We start from the raw sequence: 16,807 nt of genomic DNA, 5'->3' as shown, positions 1-16,807 counted from the left end.
CTAACATTTTGTTATAGACAAAGCGAACACAACCAAAGGTTTTATGCATCAACAAAGCCTGTTCCTCCGTTGGATACAATCGAAACTTATAGGCCTTGTTAAGTTTCGACACATCCAATCACCTCCCTTTCTCACTCTCATTATAGAACATAAGTTCGATAAAAGCAACTCCTTTGGGATATCTCCCAACCGACATTCATCTCCCCCTTACCGTTGGACTACGGCCTTCACACGCTTGAAGAGGGAGACTTCTGTCGGAAGTTCGTTAAAAATAGTATAACACAGGATAGAAAACCAGGTTCCTGGCAAGAGGTAGTTCTATCTGCATAGTTCTATAATAATACAAAAATTTACTATAACATTACTTTCCCTTTACCTCTGCTTAAAAATAGTCAAGTAGGATATTAATAGAGTAATAATTTAGGAGGGAATATATTGAAGATTAGTAAAAAGATTTTATCACTTGCCGTAGTTGCTGGTGTCGCTTTCTCTAGTTTATCAGGGGTAGCATCTCCAGTTCTGGCAGAAAAAGAAGAAGAGAATCCAGAGATTAAAAATGTGATTTTCTTAGTTGGTGACGGAATGGGAGTTTCCTATACTTCTGTATATCGTTACTTCAGTGACTCAAAAGAATCAAAATTCGTTGAGCAAACGGGATTTGACCCATACTTAGTGGGACAACAAATGACATATCCTGAAGATCCAGAGGAGAATATTACTGACTCTGCTTCTGCTGCAACCGCAATGTCTGCTGGGGTAAAAACATATAACAACGGGATCGCAGTGGATAACGACGGTTCCGAAGTGAAAACCGTTTTAGAAAGAGCAAAGGAATTAGGGAAATCAACTGGACTTGTCGCTACTTCAGAGATCACTCACGCTACACCAGCATCTTTTGGTGCACATGATCACAGCCGTCACAATATGAATGAAATTGCTGATGATTATTACGATGAATTAGTTAATGGCGAGCATAAAATTGATGTTTTACTTGGCGGTGGAACAGACTTATTTGATCGTGAGGACCGTAACCTGATCGAAGAATTTGAAGAAGATGGTTACAGCTATGTCACTACAAAAGAAGATCTTTTTGAAGATGATAATGAACAAGTATTAGGACTTTTCGCAAACCGCGGATTACCTAAATTGATTGATCGTACAGAAGAAACGCCTTCATTAGAAGATATGACAAGATCTGCTATCGATCGTTTGAATCAAAACGAAGAAGGATTTTTCTTAATGATTGAAGGTAGCCAAATAGACTGGGCTGGCCATGATAACGACATTGTAGCAGCAATGAGTGAAATGGAAGACTTCGAAGGTGCATTTAATGCAGCAATCGAGTTCGCGATGGAAGATGAACATACATTAGTTGTCGCAACAGCAGACCACTCTACAGGCGGTTATTCGATTGGTGCTGATGGTATTTATAATTGGTTCAGTGAGCCGCTTAAAGCAGCAAAACGCACACCAGATTTTATGGCTGCAGAGATTGCAGGTGGTGCGGACGTGGAAGAAACACTAGCTGAATACATCGATTTGGAACTTACTGAGGAAGAAATTCAATCAGTAAAAGATGCTACTGAAACAGAAGACACTGTGGAGATCGATAACGCAATTGAGAAAATTTTCGATCAGAGATCTCACACTGGCTGGACTACAGGTGGACACACTGGTGAAGACGTCCCTACTTATGCTTTTGGTCCAAGCTCTGAGCGATTTATCGGTCAAATTGAAAACACGGATAATGCCAAAATCATTTTTGATATATTAGAAAATGGTGAAAAAGACATCGTAATTGAAGATAAAGACATTGTAGAAGAAGAAGAAGAAGCTGACAACGCAGAAGAAAAATAAAAGTATCTGCCTTACATGACAACCAATCATGTAAGGCTTTTTCACAAAATGTAAAGGGGCACATATAATGAGAAAATTTTTACTACTGTTTATTTTAATTATTGCACTTGCCGGATGCTCAAATGAAAGTGAAGCAGAATCAAAACCTAAAGAAAAACCGGAGTATTTAGATGGTTATGTACTTAATCCGCAAGTACCGGATGACAGCATGTTACTAGAAGAACAAGAGAGTGTAGAAGACGAAAAAGGAAAAGCAACATTATTAGAGATCAATCAATTGGATAAAACTTACACAATCGGTGATATGGAGCTTACTATTAGAGATGCAAAAATGATCCATCTCCGTCCAGATTACAGTTTAATAGATTATTTTCATGAGTTAACGCATGAGGAAGAATTCGATTTTGTCAAAGTTTTTGTAGAGGTAAGGAACACCTCGGATGAACCACGGAAATTCGCCCCAGTTGCAATGATAGAAACGAATAACGAGGAAAAAATCAGCTGGGAAAAAGATATATACTTAGAGGGATTAAATGAAATAATGCAACCGAATGAATCAAGAAAAGGAAACCTCGGTTTTATCGTGTCAGAATCAGAAGGGTTGAGCTCTTTTCAAATCATAACAAGTGATGTATTTGACGCAAACGATCAAAAAACCGCAGATTCCGAGACAATAGAGATTGAATGGTAAGCGATCAGGATTTCTCCTTTTTTCAAAGCTAAAGCCGCTTCCGTGTGTGAATGTGGTTTTAGCGATTGAATGGGAGATGAGAAAAACCGCCATATCAACAAGCTTTTGATTCCAACTTCAGTTAACTCGGCGTGTTTGAATTCCATATCTGTTTATACTCCTCCAGCAATTCATTCTCATATTCCAGTTCATCAATTAATGCATCCAGTAATCTTTGTATCTCTTTATCGCTCGAATCAGGCAGCTCAAAATGTTGAAAACTATCATTGATCCTATCCATGTCTTGTAACCAGATACTGAGTAGATTCGACACGATTTTATCCTCTATTTCGTCCCGTAACTGATCTTTTAACTCTGTGGGTATTTCCCGGTAAACTATTAATAAACTTGTGAAATTACGATATTCCTTGCTGTCTGGCTCCAGATCTTCTAATGTCCAGGCAGATAATGTGAGACTCCAATGTATGGCAGTTAAATATTCCACTTTTTTATCCAAGGAGAGTTCACTGTACCCCCTGTTAAGTATGTCACCCAATTCGGATGCATACCTGATTCCATTGTGTACTTCTTCGAAATGAGCTAATCTTTCTTCATTCCTGCTGAATAGCTGTATAAACAACACCACATTTACAATGAGTGACAGAATAAGCACAATGGTTATAAAGGTACCTTTCCTCATGTATTCCACCCTCTCCTACCCCAGATAATCCTCCTTAAAAGCTTCCAAAGAATCATACGACTGCACTTTCATTCCCAGCTTCTCATATTCTGTCTTATACAATTCCATCGCTTTTGCAAATTCATCAGCAAAGTTGTTAAGATTTTTCGGATCAAAATGCTTCATTAGTTCGATGCGGGAGGTTCCGCAAGTTTGATGCATGTGATCATAGAATCCCTGGCAGCTCTCCCCTGCTGAAAAAGCAAGAAACATATCTTCGTGTTGTGCAGCATAACGGACTTTGTTGTACAAGTTCGACCAAATTTCTTCATACGTTCCACGCAAATTATCCCTCGTTGGTTTGGGGTTACTAGTAGTCTTCTCAGCAATATCCTGATACAGTTTCTTTACACTTTTGATCAGCTTGCCTGTCCATTCCCCTATCTCTGTTACTGTTTCAGCGAGTAAAAATCCGTGAAAATTTGTTTCATAGTTTTCTGGAACAAGTCTCATTGCAAGAATTTCCTCAAGTTGCCGCTTCACACCTAGTTTATAATATGTACGATTCAGCAAACTTATCGTATTCGCCAAACAATAGATTACTTCTCCTGATGCATGCCTCACTACACCAATCTCATCTTCCAGCATCATTTTACCGTAAGCAAGAATAGCATCATCTAAATGCTTCTTAGCCTTGTTGAGCATTTCAGGTGTCAATGGATTTTTCATCACCTCAAGCGCTTGCTGTTTTAACCGTTTAAATCGCTCAGCACTTTCACCATTCCGGTAATATACAATCTCTGCATCAACCAGTTCAGCCGTAAACGTATGATCAAATGATGCAATGTCTTCCAGTTTGGACCATGTTGACCCATACAGATCATAGCCAATATCGTTTAGTATAAAGCAGCGCGAAAATCCGTAACCCCTTTCATTATTGACTACAACTAATACATCCAAATCCGATTTTTCATGATAATCCCCTGTCACACAGGAACCGTACACACCAATTAAGTCAATATCATTCTCATATTCAGCCTTCACTTTTTGAATAACCAAATCTAGTAATACCTGATTTGTTTTCTCGATCGTATTTTTCATCTTTTTCCCTCTCTCTTTATAACAATCTCCGAAATATTACATATTACTTAACCCATATATAAATACAGCAAAAATAAAGCTAATCCCTGTCAACACTAAAAGCACGAAAGATACCGCCGGATTGTTTTTCCATTCACGCACGACAGAAATCAGAGCAAGTGCACAAATGACAAACCAGATCGGGGTAAAGGCAACGTCTGGTACGGAAACTGGAAGCCATACATAAAATCCAGTTAGATAAAGCGTCCACTGAATGGTTAGCAATACGAAGGAAATATAGGAAAATTTAAGCGGTGGTGATCCATTACCGAAAGTACCGATAATGATGACTGGAATAACGATAAGTCCGAGCAGGATAAATGCGATCATTCCAAACATGACAACTGAAATCCCCATGAAGAACCCCCTTATACTGGTATTATAACATATAATTCCAATTACATTTCCAACTGAAAATATTGCATAATTTTACACATTAATGTATATTCATACATTATAAAGAAAGGAAGGTGAAAATGATGTCACTTATTGTGCGCCAAGCAGTCTCACAAGATATACCTGGATTAACCGAACTAATGTATACATACATCGTTGATTTTTACCAGAGACCAAAACCAGCTGCAGAAAAAATAGATCAACTGATCGACATGCTGCTAACCCATGATCAAGGAATTCAATTTGTAGCAGAAAAAGATGAGGAACTTGTCGGATTTGCCACATTGTATTTCAGTTACAGTACAACAAAAGCCGACAAAATCACTGTAATGAATGATCTCTTTGTAGTAGAAAATGAGCGTGGTAATGGTGTTGCACAAGAACTTTTCCAAGCATGTCATCATTACAGCAATGAAAATGACTTTGCCCATATGGCATGGGTAACTGTCAAAGATAATTACCGTGCCCAGCGTTTTTATGAAAAAATGGGCGGGACTACTGGTGACTGGATAAACTATTCTATATAGAAAAAGACCTCCCGAGAGAGGTCTTCGTTCTTATTCCTGATTAAACCAAAGCGGATCATTAATATCCACTTCCCCATTGTAATTGATTAAAATCTCATCGCCTGCTTTTATATCTGTGTACGCATAAAATTCGAATGTGTGATTATCAAAATTAATCTCATAGTTCGCATTCGGTTGATAAGAATGATTAAACAGCATTCCATATCCAAGCAGAATTGCTGTGTGATTTATTCCGTACTCAAACGCATAATCAGCGAGTAAGGTTTTCTCAATGTGTTCATGCTCTTCGTTCGGGTATGAGATAACAGGCGCTTCGTGTATAAGCTCGCCTTTTTTTATATCGCGTGTAGCAAATACGCCTCTGTTGAATTCTCCATCACTGAGTGAAGATGTTTTTATTTCTATCATATCGTTCACCTACTCACTATTTTTTATAAAGCAATCTCCATTATAACATGAATAAGGAATGATTGTTAGATAAGATAATTACGGCATCTTTTATCCTCCATTGAAAGCTTTTTGCAGTTTTTCCATATCCAGCTTCTTCATTTGGAGAGTAGCTTGAGTGACTCGTGCGATTTGATCCGGAGTACCGCTATTCATCATTTCCTCCATCACAAGAGGTACAATCTGCCAGGAAATTCCGAACTTGTCCTTCAACCAGCCGCATTGTTCCGACTCTGGCACTGCCGACAGCTCACTCCAATAGAAATCGATTTCCTCTTGTGTTTCACAATAAACCATGAATGAGATCGCTTCATTAAGTTGGAATGAATGATCCTGGGCACTGTCCATTGCTACGAACCACTGATTCTCCAACGAAAAATCTGAAAACATAATGGTACCTTCTTTTTCCGGGTCCATACCTTGTGGATACCGAACAATATTCCCGGACTTTGCATTTTTAAATATGGATAAATAAAAATTGGCCGCCTCTTCCGCATTGCCACAATTTTCACCAACAAACATGATAGAAGGAATGATCACAGGCCGCTCTTCCCCTTCCGGATTGGTGAGAATTAACTGCCATGATAAACCATACTTATCCTGGATCCAGCCATATTTCTCACTAAATGGATATGAATTAAGCGGCATTAACACTGTACCGCCTTCAGATAATTTGCTCCAAACCCGTTCAAGTTTTTCAGCAGCATCCGGTAGTCTCGATGGGTCAAAATTCACCATAAAAGAGATCGATGGATTGAATTGAAAATGAGGCCCTGCACTAATCGCCATGAATTTCTGTCCCCACAATTCAAATGAAACTTCTTCCGCATCTCCAGAGGGAGTGTCAGGAATGGTTGTCCTGTTCAAGATTCTGGACTCGGGGAAAATAGACGTGTAAAACTTTGCCGCCTCAAATGCTTCCTTGTCAAACCATAAATGCGGAACAATTTTCTGGGACGTGCTCATCATTACCACTCCTTATAATAGAATAATCCGGTTTTCATGTTATATGCATATGGAGATATATTAATAAACCCAATCATCGAAAAACGGCGACAGGGGCTACTTTTCATCATTTTCGCTAATTGTAACCTGACTTTCTTGTCTTTTCTTAATAAGGTTATGTGCGAAATAATATATTGGTAAACTTAAATAAGATGTCGGCGCAAAAAATATTAGGATAGGAACCCATCTGTATATAATAAGTACAATTAGAAGACCAATAATATGAAAGATTAGAAAACGCAGGTAAAGATTATTCGTTAACTTTTCGGATATATTTATAATTGTAGAGAATATAAATGCAATAGCAATCATATAAGTACCTATAATGATAAGAGCAAAAAGTACTCCCTGTCATAAATATTCCCTGTGACATACCAGTCTATGAAACCTATAACAATCGCCGTAATTAAGCTCGCTAAAGCATAACGTTTGTTGTCAGCTAATAGATCCATATGGCACCTCCTGCTTAGAAGTATAGCAGATGTGAAAGTGAGATTATAGCATATTACTAATTTTTCCTATTTAAAAAAGACTTGAATATGGAAGTGCTTTTCCTATACCATATCCGCATTCTACGCCTCTTGCAGTCTCCACTCAAACCATCTCCCGTGACCATCCGTTTCCCCTATCACTTGATTGTGTTCCACACCGTCAATAAAGTAATCCAGGTGAAGCTTTCTATCCCACATATTATTATAAAGGTGAAAAATATCCCGTCCTGCACCAATTTTCTGCACTTTTTCTAAAAGCTGATGCTTTAACTCCTCCGGAAACTGATTGGCAACATGTGTATGAAAAATTCCGATAAGCGCATTATCTGGTAAAGTTTCTACAACACCATCAAGCAAGGCAATCCCATCTCCTTCAAGCAGTTCCACTGGATTCTTCTGAAAACAGCTTGCTGCCTGATCGAATAGTTCCATTCTTTCCTTATGCTCCGGCCAGATTAGCGACTTAAGCCATAGATAATCTTCTGTATCTCTCAAATCACTAATATGTAAATCCAAGCCAATCTTTGATCCAACAGGAGGAGGTCCTGGCAAAAAAGAAGGAAGGTTATCACCTTTAATTTCTGATGAAATATGCACATGAGCGTTTTCTTCACCAAAAACTTCCCCTGTTCCATAAGAATAACTGTACTTATCCCACAAAAGCTGAAGACCTGCACTTGTGCCAATTTCAATTAATGACAGAGGCTTGTTCACTTTCTTATACATATAACAAAAACTCGGATAAAGGTAAGTACAGCGTCTTACTTCATTAGTCTGAACTAATTTGTTTTTCAAAAGAGTGATGATTTCATTTTCATGCTGCTTGCAAAAATTTTTGAAATGAGGAAATGCTGCTTCCACATCTAAGGGATGCTTTACAAGGCTTGGATAATACTGTTTCAGTGGGTGGTCTTTTCCTTTTAACAACAGATAATGGACTGCACCAAATAACAAGTTCGGTACAGGCTGGCCATCCCTGGCATGTAAACTTAATTCGAGGATCTGCTCATCTCTGGAGATTTCATGTGATAGATACTCATATAAATTGCTGGACCCCTTACATTCCCTCTTAGCAAAATCCCTAAATCTCTGAGATAACATAATTTTATCCAATAAAACATCCTCCTTACCGTCTATACCTTTTAATATCAAGAATAAAGAAATTGATCAACGTAACAATAGGAATACAAAAGGGAAATACTAGAATACCTAATGATTGAAAAATACCATCTGGCTGTTTATGGAATTGCTGGACATCTGTTATATAGAAGATAATTGCGGCAGTACAAAGGATGAACATATTTACAATGAAAGCAATAGACAAGCTTAACCATTTGTTATTCTGAATGTTATTTATCCATGAACAGCATATAGTGGAAAATATCAGTGCAATAATCGTACTAATTAAAACGGCCAGGGTCATAGGAGCTCCTTTCAGATATAACACGGATTTTATTGAAAAACTCCGATCAGGTTTGCGCAAAGATCGTTATTCATGGTATTTTATTCTTCATGCTTACGCCCACCTTCACCCATAATAGTTTTATCCCTCGGAACAGTAGCCTCAACAAAATCCTGCTCTATTTTAAAGAAGAGATCTTTCAATTTTTCTTTCCCGCCCATTTTTTGATACCATTGCTGGACCCGCTTCACATGGGCCTTGTCACTCTTCACTTTGGTTTCAATCGTTTCATAAGCTTCATAAGAGTCATATTCCCAAATCGCAAAAATCTCTATCATACCGTCCGTTTCCTTCGTCATCCACCTGCCAACTAATCTGGCGCCATATTTAAGTTGCGCAGGCAAAAGAGTGGCATTAAAATGCTCATTAAATGGTTCCAAAACAGATGGGTCAATCTGATATGTTTTTCTTCGGTAAATCATTGAGTTATCCCCCTCTTACACAATTAATTAGCAATCACTCACTTTTCCCCAGCGAAAATCCATCAAACAATCTTCCTCCATACGGTTCTAGCACTTCATCACATAATTCAATCACCCTGCTCTTTTCTTCCGTTCGGTAGTAAACATCAAATGCATCAGCAAATCTCTCCGCAAAATCATGATCATACTGCCGCAATGCTCGAACAATCCATTTCGAGGATCCAATCCAGCAATCATTCGTCCGCAAAACAAATTCATGAATTTTCATTGCCAACTCGCCGGCAATAAATATCTCTTCCGCTCGTTTATTAGAGCCGATAAAATCATCAAGCAAGTCTGTAAGAAAATAACGCTTCAACCTAATCGTATCTTCCGTCCAGTTCTCCGGGCCCTGTTTCAACATTTCTTCCGCTTCCGATTTTATCGCTTGTAAAACTCCCTCATCTTTTAAAACAATCCCTTCTGCAATCATCCGCTGCATGGATGGCCGGGCATTTCGATAATCCATCTCAAAAAATTCTCTGTAAGAAGAAAGGTTATGTACAAATACCTCAATCGGCCAGCCGAATTCGATTAATGACTCACGGTAAGAAGACTCAACCTTTTTATCAAAAATAACAATATCTAAATCAGAGGTATCCGTTGCTTCCCCTCTCACTACACTCCCAGCCAGAACTGCCGCCTCACATGTTGGGAAAAATGTCTCGATAAACCGTTCCGCTGCATCAATCGCCGTCAACTCTCTCACTATAGTCGTCACTCTTTTCTACATGTATTTTTTCATTAAATTTTTTATCAGCGGGTTCAGCTTTTCGGGTAAATTATTTACAGAAAAAAAGCTCACTTCCATTGATTCCACTCCGTCCGGCTTGAGTTCTCCACCTTTTATCTCTTTCGTCATATAAACAATGGTTACAGGATAAAATTCATCCCCATTCATTAATTTCACAAAGTACTCCGGACCAGACAAAACAGTTACAAGCTCTAATTTGCCAATTTCTATACCCGTTTCCTCCAGCACCTCTCTCCTCCCCGTGTCTTCAGTACTTTCACCTAATTCGACTAATCCCCCCGGTACTCCCCACACCCCGTCCATTCTTTTTTGCAGCAAAATTTCCCCACAATCATTAATCACCCCAACTGCCACACCTGTAAGAACTAATGGCTGGTGACCAACTAATTTGCGCAAATTTTCAATATAACCCATCATTTCGCCTCCTTAAGCAGATCTATCAAAAATTCCCGGTCCTCCGGAAAACTTAATTCTAACCTCTTTAACTCATCTAGCGTTTTCCAGGCAATATCATAAATTAAATTGTCAGGATCCTGAATTTTCCTCTTCCCACCCGTAATTTTCACTGAAAAATAATGCACCTCTGTTAGGATAGGAATGCTTAAATTAGTTCCGTTTTTAACCTTTATTCCCTCTTCAATTTCTATCAGATAACCCGTCTCCTCCCACACTTCTCTTATACAACATTGTTCCAAAGTTTCTCCTTTCTCCATTCCTCCTGATGGCACCGACCACTTTTTCTTCTCATCAGCTCTGCCCTGAAGCACCATCAGCAATTCGCCACACTCATTTATACAGACAGCAGATGAACCAACCCACTTTTCCATTTTGCACACCCCTTTCCTTAAAACGCTTTCACATCATGGTATTGCTTCAACATTCAGTCACACACATCCATTCTCCTATACCATATTATCCCATAATTCGCATCTGCATGGAACTATCTATTTTTCTATTATGGACTATGATATGATCAATTTGATGGTAAATTCATTTAAAGGAGAAAATAAATGGATAGAAAAATTGAGACTGTAAAAATAGATCACGTAACGATCGAATATTCCATTATTGGAGAAGGGGAGCCTATTCTTATTTTCCATGGCGGCCATTCCAATTGCCATGAAGAATTTGGCTATCAGGCATTAATTGATAACGGCTATTCCCTCATCACCCCATCACGCCCTGGTTATGGAAAAACATCAGCGGAAATTGGAGAAAGTCTGGCAACAGCCTGCAGATATTACAAGCATTTATTAGATTACTTACATATTAATAAAGTTCATCTTATGGCAATCTCAGCAGGTGGCCCGACTGGAATTGCCTTTGCTGCTCACTATCCTGAATATGTCCAAAGCCTGGTATTACAATCAGCCGTTACAAAAGAATGGCTCACACCAAAGGATATGGAATACAAAGCTGCGAAATTACTGTTCCATCCTAAGACAGAGAAATACACATGGAAAATGATTGGCTCCATCAATAATTTGGTGCCAGGATTTATTTTCAGACAGATGTTTCCATCATTCAGCAGCTTAAAATTCCAGGAGGCTAAAGAGAAATTTGATCAAAAAGATATGGAAGAAATCAGAAAAATGAACAACCGCCAACGCTCTGGCACTGGTTTTTTCATTGATTTGGAGCAAGTAAACACAATCACAACAGAAGATTTACAAGCAGTGAGCTGTCCCACATTAATTATGCACAGTAAACATGACAGTTCTGTTCCCCACGAGCATCCATCATTAGCCCATAAACTGATCCCCAACTCTGAACTGATCTGGCTAGATGCATGGGGACATTTAATCTGGCTTGGCAAATCAGCAAGCGAAACAGATAAGGTGACAATTCACTTTCTGGAAAGAAACAGTACTTTAAAACAGTTACCTATCGAATCCTGAAGGGGAAAATCCAGGATCAAGAAAGACCATAGAAAAAAAGCTGGGACGCATTTCCTATAGTAAAAGGGGAAGTGTGTCACAACTTTTTCTACATCGTCGCCATTATATGCAAAAACAGCCAGAGCAGTAGAAACGAAAAACCACATGTTAAAAATAATAGAATAACAACAATTTTACTTTTCCGTTCACCTTTCAACATTTTCACCCTTTCAATTGAATCCTTTTCCTATAACTATACAAAATAATAATCCCTAGTGTCACTATCAGCAGAACACCAAACAATACAATTTTTTCGATACGAAAGAGCATCCACATTTTCAAGCCTGCATTCCCATCTTCCTCAGGTGACATTGGCTCCATATTTCCAAGCCTCTCTGGTGCATCACCTCGTTCAACCGGACTGCAAGGGCTGTTATCGTAATCACCATTCCTTTCATCAAGATATATAAGATAATGCCTATCTTTTTCAAAACCAAATCCCCATGTTAGGTCAGTATGGAAAATAAGCGGTGAGGAAACCTCTCTTTTCCAGCTTTGCTCCACTTCTATCATCACCTTATTCTTACTTACCTCTAAAACGGTTCCAGCGACAGCCAAATCATAATGGTCAATAACTGGTTCCTTTACCTCTTCACAACTCAAAGCTCTGGACTGGATAGGAAATACAGCACACAGCAAGAAAATAATCGGTATCATCCTTATTATTGTTTTCATAACTCATTTTTTCTCCTCAGTATTTGCCCTCTTTACATATCAGTCGACTTATTTGATGGAAAAGTTACAAAAATTTGAACTAATAATACTTTTATCTCCTGTTTATTCTTCAAAGCACCTCTCCTCTCCCCACTTTCTGATGATGAAACCTCCTTTATTCATCACGGCATTATCCCCCTTCGCACTTTCTGATGATGAAACCTCCTTTATTCATCACGGCATTATCCCCCTTCGCATTTTCTGATGATGAAACCTATTCACAGATCCTCCTAAGTATCTACTATTGTCCTCTTTAAAGCTTTGATATATAATAACTGAGATGATATCAAAATATTTGACAAAAAAGTTTACTTATGCTATAATTTACATTAACCATATTTACTGTTATTATAAGATTCTCCTGGCCAGGGGAATCTTGTTTTTTTTAGGAGGAAAAATGGATGAAACACAATGAATCTAGCATGACCTCTCTAGTATCGTCTTTTGGGCGAGCATATCACAGTAAATATGACACACCGAATATTTTTGATGATTTTATTGCGAAAGAACTTATCTCCGATGAAGAATTCTCATCTATCAGCAGGAATATGATTGATGGTATTCAGTTTTTCAACAAGGAGATTGCACAAAAATGGTCTGATAATCCTGAAGAAATATTGAAGTGGATTGTCCAGGTGCAGCTCTCCCCCACACCATTAGCAAGAGCTGCCTATTGTGAAAAAGTTTTGTTTAATGAAATAAAGTTAGGCGTCAAGCAGTACGTAATTCTCGGTGCCGGCTTGGACACATTTGCACTTCGATACCCAGAACTGGAAGACAATATAGAAATATTTGAAATCGACCATCCAGCCACACAGGAATTCAAAAAGAACAGATTAAACAGCAAAGAGCTTTATGCCCCGGGAAATATTCATTTTATTCCAATGGACTTCACCAAAGACTTTTCCTACCAAGAGTTGATTAACCAAGGGTTTCAACATGAGAAAACTTTCATTAGTCTTCTCGGAGTTTCCTATTACTTAACAAAAAAAGAAAATGAAGACTTGATCAAGCAACTGTTTGCGAATCTTCCGGAAGGCAGCTCGATTGTATTTGATTACGCTGACGATCAACTTTTTGAAGAAAAAGGTTTATCTAACAGAGTGGAAAATATGGTCAAAATGGCCGCAGCCGGCGGTGAACCTATGAAATCAAGTTTCAACAGATTAGAAATGGATAAAATGCTGGAAAGAGCTGGTTTACTAGTTTACGAACATCTATCACCAGCTAAGATTCAGGAGCAGTTTTTTTCAAACAGAGATGATTATTTAAAGGCATTCGAAACGATTCATTATATCCATGCAGTAAAAAAATAAGCATTAAAATAGCCTCTCAGTTCATGCTGAGGGGCTTTCTTACCCTACATAAACTATTCCCAGCCCAAAAATGAACTTTTTTCCTATTCAAATTGTTACTAATGTAGAAACAGCAAAGGAGGTGGAATAGTGGAACGAATTACAGAAGGAAAAACATTATTCCAAACCTATTATAAAGACGTTTTTCGAGCTTGCAATTACATGCTTCACAATAAGCATGATGCAGAAGATCTTTGTCAGGAAGTTTTCATAAAGGCAATAACAAAAGACTTTCCAAACATAGATAACCAGAAATCCTGGCTTCTAAGCATTGCAATGAATATGTCTCGTAACTATTTGAAGAAAAAAAATCGGGTAATCCTAAAGGAAGCCATATTTCCATTCAATCGATCGACAGAGATTCAACGTTCCGAGCCTGAAGAACAAGAAAGTGAATTGGTAGAATTATTAAATAAGCTGCCTGTCCGGATTAGAAAAGTCATGATATTAAAATATGTTCACGAATGTAAGGATAAAGAAATTTCAGAAATTCTCAAGATCCCTGAAGGAACAGTCAAATCAAGACATTTTAAAGGGAAGAAATTAATCAAAAAACTGTTTCATGACAATCAATACTATTTTCTGGAATGGAGGAAAAGCTTTGAATAACCTATCGACTATTTTCAAAAATCAAATTAAAAAAGATGATTTACAGATACCTGATAAGGAAAAAATGTGGAATGAAATACAACTTAAACAACAAAACAATGGACGTACTGGCAAAAAGCTGAAAGTAGCTATCCCCGCTTTCATATTTGCCATTGTAATCTCTTCCACCCCAGTGTTAGCAGCCTATTCAACTGACATCATCGATTGGATGTATAAAATTAATCGTCCTGGTGTTATTTCCTCACTTGAGAACGGATTTGGTCAGGAAGTTAACCAATCCAGTCAAAACGAGACAGGAACTCTAACTGTTCATAACATCGTGGCAGACCAAAATGGCACAACGATTAATTTCAGTATCGATAAAGAAACCAGCCAGGTAATCAGTGCAGCACAATTTGACGAGGCAATGCTGATCAGCGAAGACGGTACGGAATCCATCTTACAAGCTACAGCTGTATACGATGACAATGCGGATAAAATTGTTGGCTTTTTCCATACAGAAGAGGAGATGAAAGCAGATCAGACAATTACATTAAGTGTTTCAGGATTACACGAATATGGCACAGAACAAATTTCCCTGAATAACTCAGACATCAGTCAGAACGGGACCACACCAATTGACCATGACGGTATTGATGAAATCGAATATATAAATAGTGAATATCATAACGGCATCTATCAATTAGATTATCTCATTGAATTGAATGATTCAAACAAGATAGATTATGCCAATTTGACATTTCATCTTGATGGTGAACCAATAGAAAGCTCCACTGTTGTTTATAAAAAACCAGAACCAAACGTAATGAAAGTTGGCAACTCTCTCCAAATTCCTGAAGATAAAGTCAATGATTTGGAAATATCGTTGGAATATCAAGATACGATCGCTTTCTCCCCTGCAAATTGGTCATTAAGCTTTGAATATAATCACAATCTTGCCAAAAAATCAACTTTCGTTATGGATGTGGATGAAGAGGTGGAATTAGGCAATCGGGTATTACAATTCGAAGAGTTAGCAGTCTCTCCAAGTGAAGTAAAGCTGTATTTTGATGAAGAGAGATTGGACAGTAATGAATCTGTCTTTAATTATGAAACCATTGAACTGCAAATAGGTGACCAGAGATTAACTGGATATTTTGCTGAAGAGAATTATCTTACATTTGAAACAACAAACATATTAAAGGATATAGAAACCCAGCCGATTTCCCTTCAATTACAGGGCGCAAAAGTCTCCTATGAAGGAACAAAGAATGACAAAATTCAGCTAGAAAATATATCAAATCAATCTCAAAAAGTGAAAACAGAAATACAAGGTTACCCGGTCGAATTCACATATTATACTAAAGGAAAGAACTTAATTATCGAATCGGAAAGCGAAGACACGCAATTTGGCGGCATTACACAATCAGTCATTTATAGAAATGGGGATCGAATTTTTGCTGAAGCTAGATCGAATGACGGATTGAACAGCAGTAACAAACAGGTGGAAACATTTAAGAATATCAGTGACCAGGACACATTATTGCATATTTTCCTGTATACAACATACGAAGAGCGACAGAAAGTAGTGAAATTCAACTAAAATAAGATAATTGCTAGAGAATAACTTTCATCAAAATTTGGAGACTGTTGCGGAAAGAGAGCTTCCTGAACTACTTCGCTCATTGAAAATTTTTAGCCATGAGTTTCGGAGGCGTCCTGAACTACTTCGCTCATTGAAAATTTTTAGCCATGAGTTTCGGAGGCGCCCCGAACTACTTCGCTCATTGAAAATTTTTACCCATGACTTTCGGAAGCGTCCTGAACTACTTCGCTCATCTAAAATTTTTACCCATGAGTTTCGGAAGCGTCCTGAACTACTTCGCTCATCTAAAATTTTTACCCATGACTTTCGGAAGCGCCCCGAACTACTTCGCTCATTTAAAATATTTACTCATGGCTTTCGGAAGCGCCCCGAACTACTTCGCTCATTTAAAATTTGGCTCTAAAATATATGTTGGGGTAAAGAGAAAATTCAAACAAATTAAAACACGCAATCTCCTAATTTTGTTACACTTTGTTTAGACCAATAAACAAATCACAAAAAGGAGATGCGTGTAATTGAATTCTAACATTTCTTTACCAGGATTAGAAGGGGTTATCGTTACAAAGTCATTCGAACAAGATGGCAATTACCAACTTCATGTGGAATTGGAGCGTGTCCCTCATCATTGTCCTAGTTGTAACCAAGTAACAGAAAAAGTGCATGATTATCGAATACAAAAAGTGCAACATCACCATATTTTCGGTAGACAAACCACGTT

The 16,807-nt window shown here is 38.0% G+C and carries 21 protein-coding genes; 8 read left to right on the top strand and 13 right to left on the bottom strand.

Annotation, left to right across the window (positions count from 1 at the left end):
* Positions 1–112: helix-turn-helix domain-containing protein (locus BMW36_RS19865; protein WP_175480532.1), on the bottom strand; the 112-nt coding region annotated here is incomplete at its 3' end.
* A gap of 320 nt (positions 113–432) precedes the next feature.
* On the opposite strand from BMW36_RS19865, the gene BMW36_RS19860 reads away from it, so the two are divergent.
* The gene (locus tag BMW36_RS19860) at positions 433–1,857 is read left to right on the top strand and encodes an alkaline phosphatase (protein WP_089744377.1); all 1,425 of its coding nucleotides are present in this window, start codon (positions 433–435) and stop codon (positions 1,855–1,857) included.
* Positions 1,858–1,924: 67 nt separating this feature from the next.
* Entirely contained in the window at positions 1,925–2,548 is a 624-nt protein-coding gene (locus tag BMW36_RS19855; RefSeq protein ID WP_089744375.1) for a DUF4352 domain-containing protein, read from the top strand.
* A gap of 121 nt (positions 2,549–2,669) precedes the next feature.
* Here the strand turns inward: BMW36_RS19855 and BMW36_RS19850 are convergent, their stop codons facing one another.
* Genes BMW36_RS19850 through BMW36_RS19840 form a run of 3 tightly spaced genes read right to left on the bottom strand, consistent with a single transcriptional unit; the run spans position 2,670 to position 4,703 of the window.
* Entirely contained in the window at positions 2,670–3,227 is a 558-nt protein-coding gene (locus tag BMW36_RS19850) for a hypothetical protein (protein WP_089744374.1), read from the bottom strand.
* A gap of 15 nt (positions 3,228–3,242) precedes the next feature.
* Positions 3,243–4,307 (bottom strand): nucleotidyltransferase domain-containing protein, encoded by a 1,065-nt coding sequence (locus tag BMW36_RS19845; protein ID WP_089744371.1) that lies wholly within the window; start codon positions 4,305–4,307, stop codon positions 3,243–3,245.
* A gap of 36 nt (positions 4,308–4,343) precedes the next feature.
* On the bottom strand, positions 4,344–4,703 hold the full coding sequence (locus tag BMW36_RS19840; protein ID WP_089744368.1) for a hypothetical protein: 360 nt from the start codon (positions 4,701–4,703) through the stop codon (positions 4,344–4,346).
* Positions 4,704–4,825: 122 nt separating this feature from the next.
* On the opposite strand from BMW36_RS19840, the gene BMW36_RS19835 reads away from it, so the two are divergent.
* A complete protein-coding gene (locus BMW36_RS19835) occupies positions 4,826–5,269 on the top strand; it encodes a GNAT family N-acetyltransferase (RefSeq protein WP_175480533.1) in 444 nt (147 codons plus the stop codon).
* Positions 5,270–5,299: 30 nt separating this feature from the next.
* Here BMW36_RS19835 and BMW36_RS19830 read toward each other — a convergent pair whose 3' ends face one another.
* The 8 genes from BMW36_RS19830 to BMW36_RS19790 form a co-directional block, all read right to left on the bottom strand.
* Positions 5,300–5,677, bottom strand: coding sequence for an SET domain-containing protein (locus BMW36_RS19830; protein WP_139180351.1), 378 nt, complete (start codon positions 5,675–5,677; stop codon positions 5,300–5,302).
* A gap of 90 nt (positions 5,678–5,767) precedes the next feature.
* The gene (locus BMW36_RS19825) at positions 5,768–6,685 is read right to left on the bottom strand and encodes a VOC family protein (RefSeq protein WP_089744362.1); all 918 of its coding nucleotides are present in this window, start codon (positions 6,683–6,685) and stop codon (positions 5,768–5,770) included.
* Positions 6,686–7,041: 356 nt separating this feature from the next.
* Positions 7,042–7,173, bottom strand: a complete 132-nt coding sequence (locus tag BMW36_RS20795) for a hypothetical protein (protein ID WP_281243089.1) — start codon at positions 7,171–7,173, stop codon at positions 7,042–7,044.
* Between the two features lie 120 nt (positions 7,174–7,293).
* Entirely contained in the window at positions 7,294–8,313 is a 1,020-nt protein-coding gene (locus BMW36_RS19815) for a DUF2332 domain-containing protein (RefSeq protein ID WP_089744379.1), read from the bottom strand.
* Positions 8,314–8,715: 402 nt separating this feature from the next.
* Entirely contained in the window at positions 8,716–9,096 is a 381-nt protein-coding gene (locus tag BMW36_RS19805) for an NIPSNAP family protein (protein WP_089744356.1), read from the bottom strand.
* 34 nt (positions 9,097–9,130) lie between these two features.
* Positions 9,131–9,844 carry a nucleotidyltransferase domain-containing protein gene (locus BMW36_RS19800; protein ID WP_089744354.1) on the bottom strand — a complete coding sequence of 238 codons (714 nt, stop codon included), beginning with the start codon at positions 9,842–9,844 and terminating at the stop codon, positions 9,131–9,133.
* A gap of 18 nt (positions 9,845–9,862) precedes the next feature.
* A complete protein-coding gene (locus BMW36_RS19795) occupies positions 9,863–10,303 on the bottom strand; it encodes an NUDIX hydrolase (protein ID WP_089744352.1) in 441 nt (146 codons plus the stop codon).
* Positions 10,303–10,716 carry an NUDIX hydrolase gene (locus BMW36_RS19790; protein ID WP_089744350.1) on the bottom strand — a complete coding sequence of 138 codons (414 nt, stop codon included), beginning with the start codon at positions 10,714–10,716 and terminating at the stop codon, positions 10,303–10,305. Before BMW36_RS19790 ends, BMW36_RS19795 begins: the two co-directional genes overlap by 1 nt.
* Positions 10,717–10,899: 183 nt before the next feature.
* On the opposite strand from BMW36_RS19790, the gene BMW36_RS19785 reads away from it, so the two are divergent.
* Positions 10,900–11,787, top strand: a complete 888-nt coding sequence (locus BMW36_RS19785) for an alpha/beta fold hydrolase (protein ID WP_089744349.1) — start codon at positions 10,900–10,902, stop codon at positions 11,785–11,787.
* A 201-nt stretch (positions 11,788–11,988) separates the two neighbouring features.
* On the opposite strand, the gene BMW36_RS19780 is transcribed toward BMW36_RS19785, so the two are convergent.
* Entirely contained in the window at positions 11,989–12,501 is a 513-nt protein-coding gene (locus BMW36_RS19780) for a hypothetical protein (protein ID WP_089744347.1), read from the bottom strand.
* Positions 12,502–12,941: 440 nt separating this feature from the next.
* Here BMW36_RS19780 and BMW36_RS19775 point away from each other — a divergent pair, with 440 nt between their 5' ends.
* From BMW36_RS19775 to BMW36_RS19760, 4 genes are all read left to right on the top strand, one after another.
* Positions 12,942–13,856 (top strand): class I SAM-dependent methyltransferase, encoded by a 915-nt coding sequence (locus BMW36_RS19775; RefSeq protein ID WP_089744345.1) that lies wholly within the window; start codon positions 12,942–12,944, stop codon positions 13,854–13,856.
* A gap of 129 nt (positions 13,857–13,985) precedes the next feature.
* Complete coding sequence (locus BMW36_RS19770) at positions 13,986–14,504, top strand: RNA polymerase sigma factor (RefSeq protein WP_089744343.1); 519 nt, start codon at positions 13,986–13,988, stop codon at positions 14,502–14,504.
* Positions 14,497–16,086, top strand: a complete 1,590-nt coding sequence (locus BMW36_RS19765) for a DUF4179 domain-containing protein (RefSeq protein WP_245711756.1) — start codon at positions 14,497–14,499, stop codon at positions 16,084–16,086. The genes BMW36_RS19770 and BMW36_RS19765 overlap by 8 nt, the downstream gene beginning before the upstream one ends.
* Before the next feature lie 518 nt (positions 16,087–16,604).
* The coding region (locus BMW36_RS19760) for a transposase family protein (RefSeq protein ID WP_139180350.1) at positions 16,605–16,807 on the top strand (203 nt) is incomplete at its 3' end.

Origin of the sequence: Gracilibacillus ureilyticus (genome assembly GCF_900111195.1) — a bacterium.
GTDB lineage: Bacteria > Bacillota > Bacilli > Bacillales > Amphibacillaceae > Gracilibacillus > Gracilibacillus ureilyticus.
The sequence above is the reverse complement of the archived record's forward strand: the minus strand, read 5'-3'. Positions and strand labels throughout refer to the sequence as shown.

Bases quoted from the DNA above. Each gene is read 5' to 3' on its own strand.
- BMW36_RS19775 (WP_089744345.1), top strand. From the start codon at position 12,942: ATGAAACACAATGAATCTAGCATGACCTCTCTAGTATCGTCTTTTGGG.
- BMW36_RS19855 (WP_089744375.1), top strand. From the start codon at position 1,925: ATGAGAAAATTTTTACTACTGTTTATTTTAATTATTGCACTTGCCGGA.
- BMW36_RS19840 (WP_089744368.1), bottom strand. From the start codon at position 4,703: ATGGGGATTTCAGTTGTCATGTTTGGAATGATCGCATTTATCCTGCTC.
- BMW36_RS19780 (WP_089744347.1), bottom strand. From the start codon at position 12,501: ATGAAAACAATAATAAGGATGATACCGATTATTTTCTTGCTGTGTGCT.
- BMW36_RS19825 (WP_089744362.1), bottom strand. From the start codon at position 6,685: ATGATGAGCACGTCCCAGAAAATTGTTCCGCATTTATGGTTTGACAAG.
- BMW36_RS19850 (WP_089744374.1), bottom strand. From the start codon at position 3,227: ATGAGGAAAGGTACCTTTATAACCATTGTGCTTATTCTGTCACTCATT.
- BMW36_RS19815 (WP_089744379.1), bottom strand. From the start codon at position 8,313: ATGTTATCTCAGAGATTTAGGGATTTTGCTAAGAGGGAATGTAAGGGG.
- BMW36_RS19830 (WP_139180351.1), bottom strand. From the start codon at position 5,677: ATGATAGAAATAAAAACATCTTCACTCAGTGATGGAGAATTCAACAGA.
- BMW36_RS19835 (WP_175480533.1), top strand. From the start codon at position 4,826: ATGTCACTTATTGTGCGCCAAGCAGTCTCACAAGATATACCTGGATTA.
- BMW36_RS20795 (WP_281243089.1), bottom strand. From the start codon at position 7,173: ATGGATCTATTAGCTGACAACAAACGTTATGCTTTAGCGAGCTTAATT.
- BMW36_RS19785 (WP_089744349.1), top strand. From the start codon at position 10,900: ATGGATAGAAAAATTGAGACTGTAAAAATAGATCACGTAACGATCGAA.
- BMW36_RS19845 (WP_089744371.1), bottom strand. From the start codon at position 4,307: ATGAAAAATACGATCGAGAAAACAAATCAGGTATTACTAGATTTGGTT.
- BMW36_RS19805 (WP_089744356.1), bottom strand. From the start codon at position 9,096: ATGATTTACCGAAGAAAAACATATCAGATTGACCCATCTGTTTTGGAA.
- BMW36_RS19790 (WP_089744350.1), bottom strand. From the start codon at position 10,716: ATGGAAAAGTGGGTTGGTTCATCTGCTGTCTGTATAAATGAGTGTGGC.
- BMW36_RS19795 (WP_089744352.1), bottom strand. From the start codon at position 10,303: ATGGGTTATATTGAAAATTTGCGCAAATTAGTTGGTCACCAGCCATTA.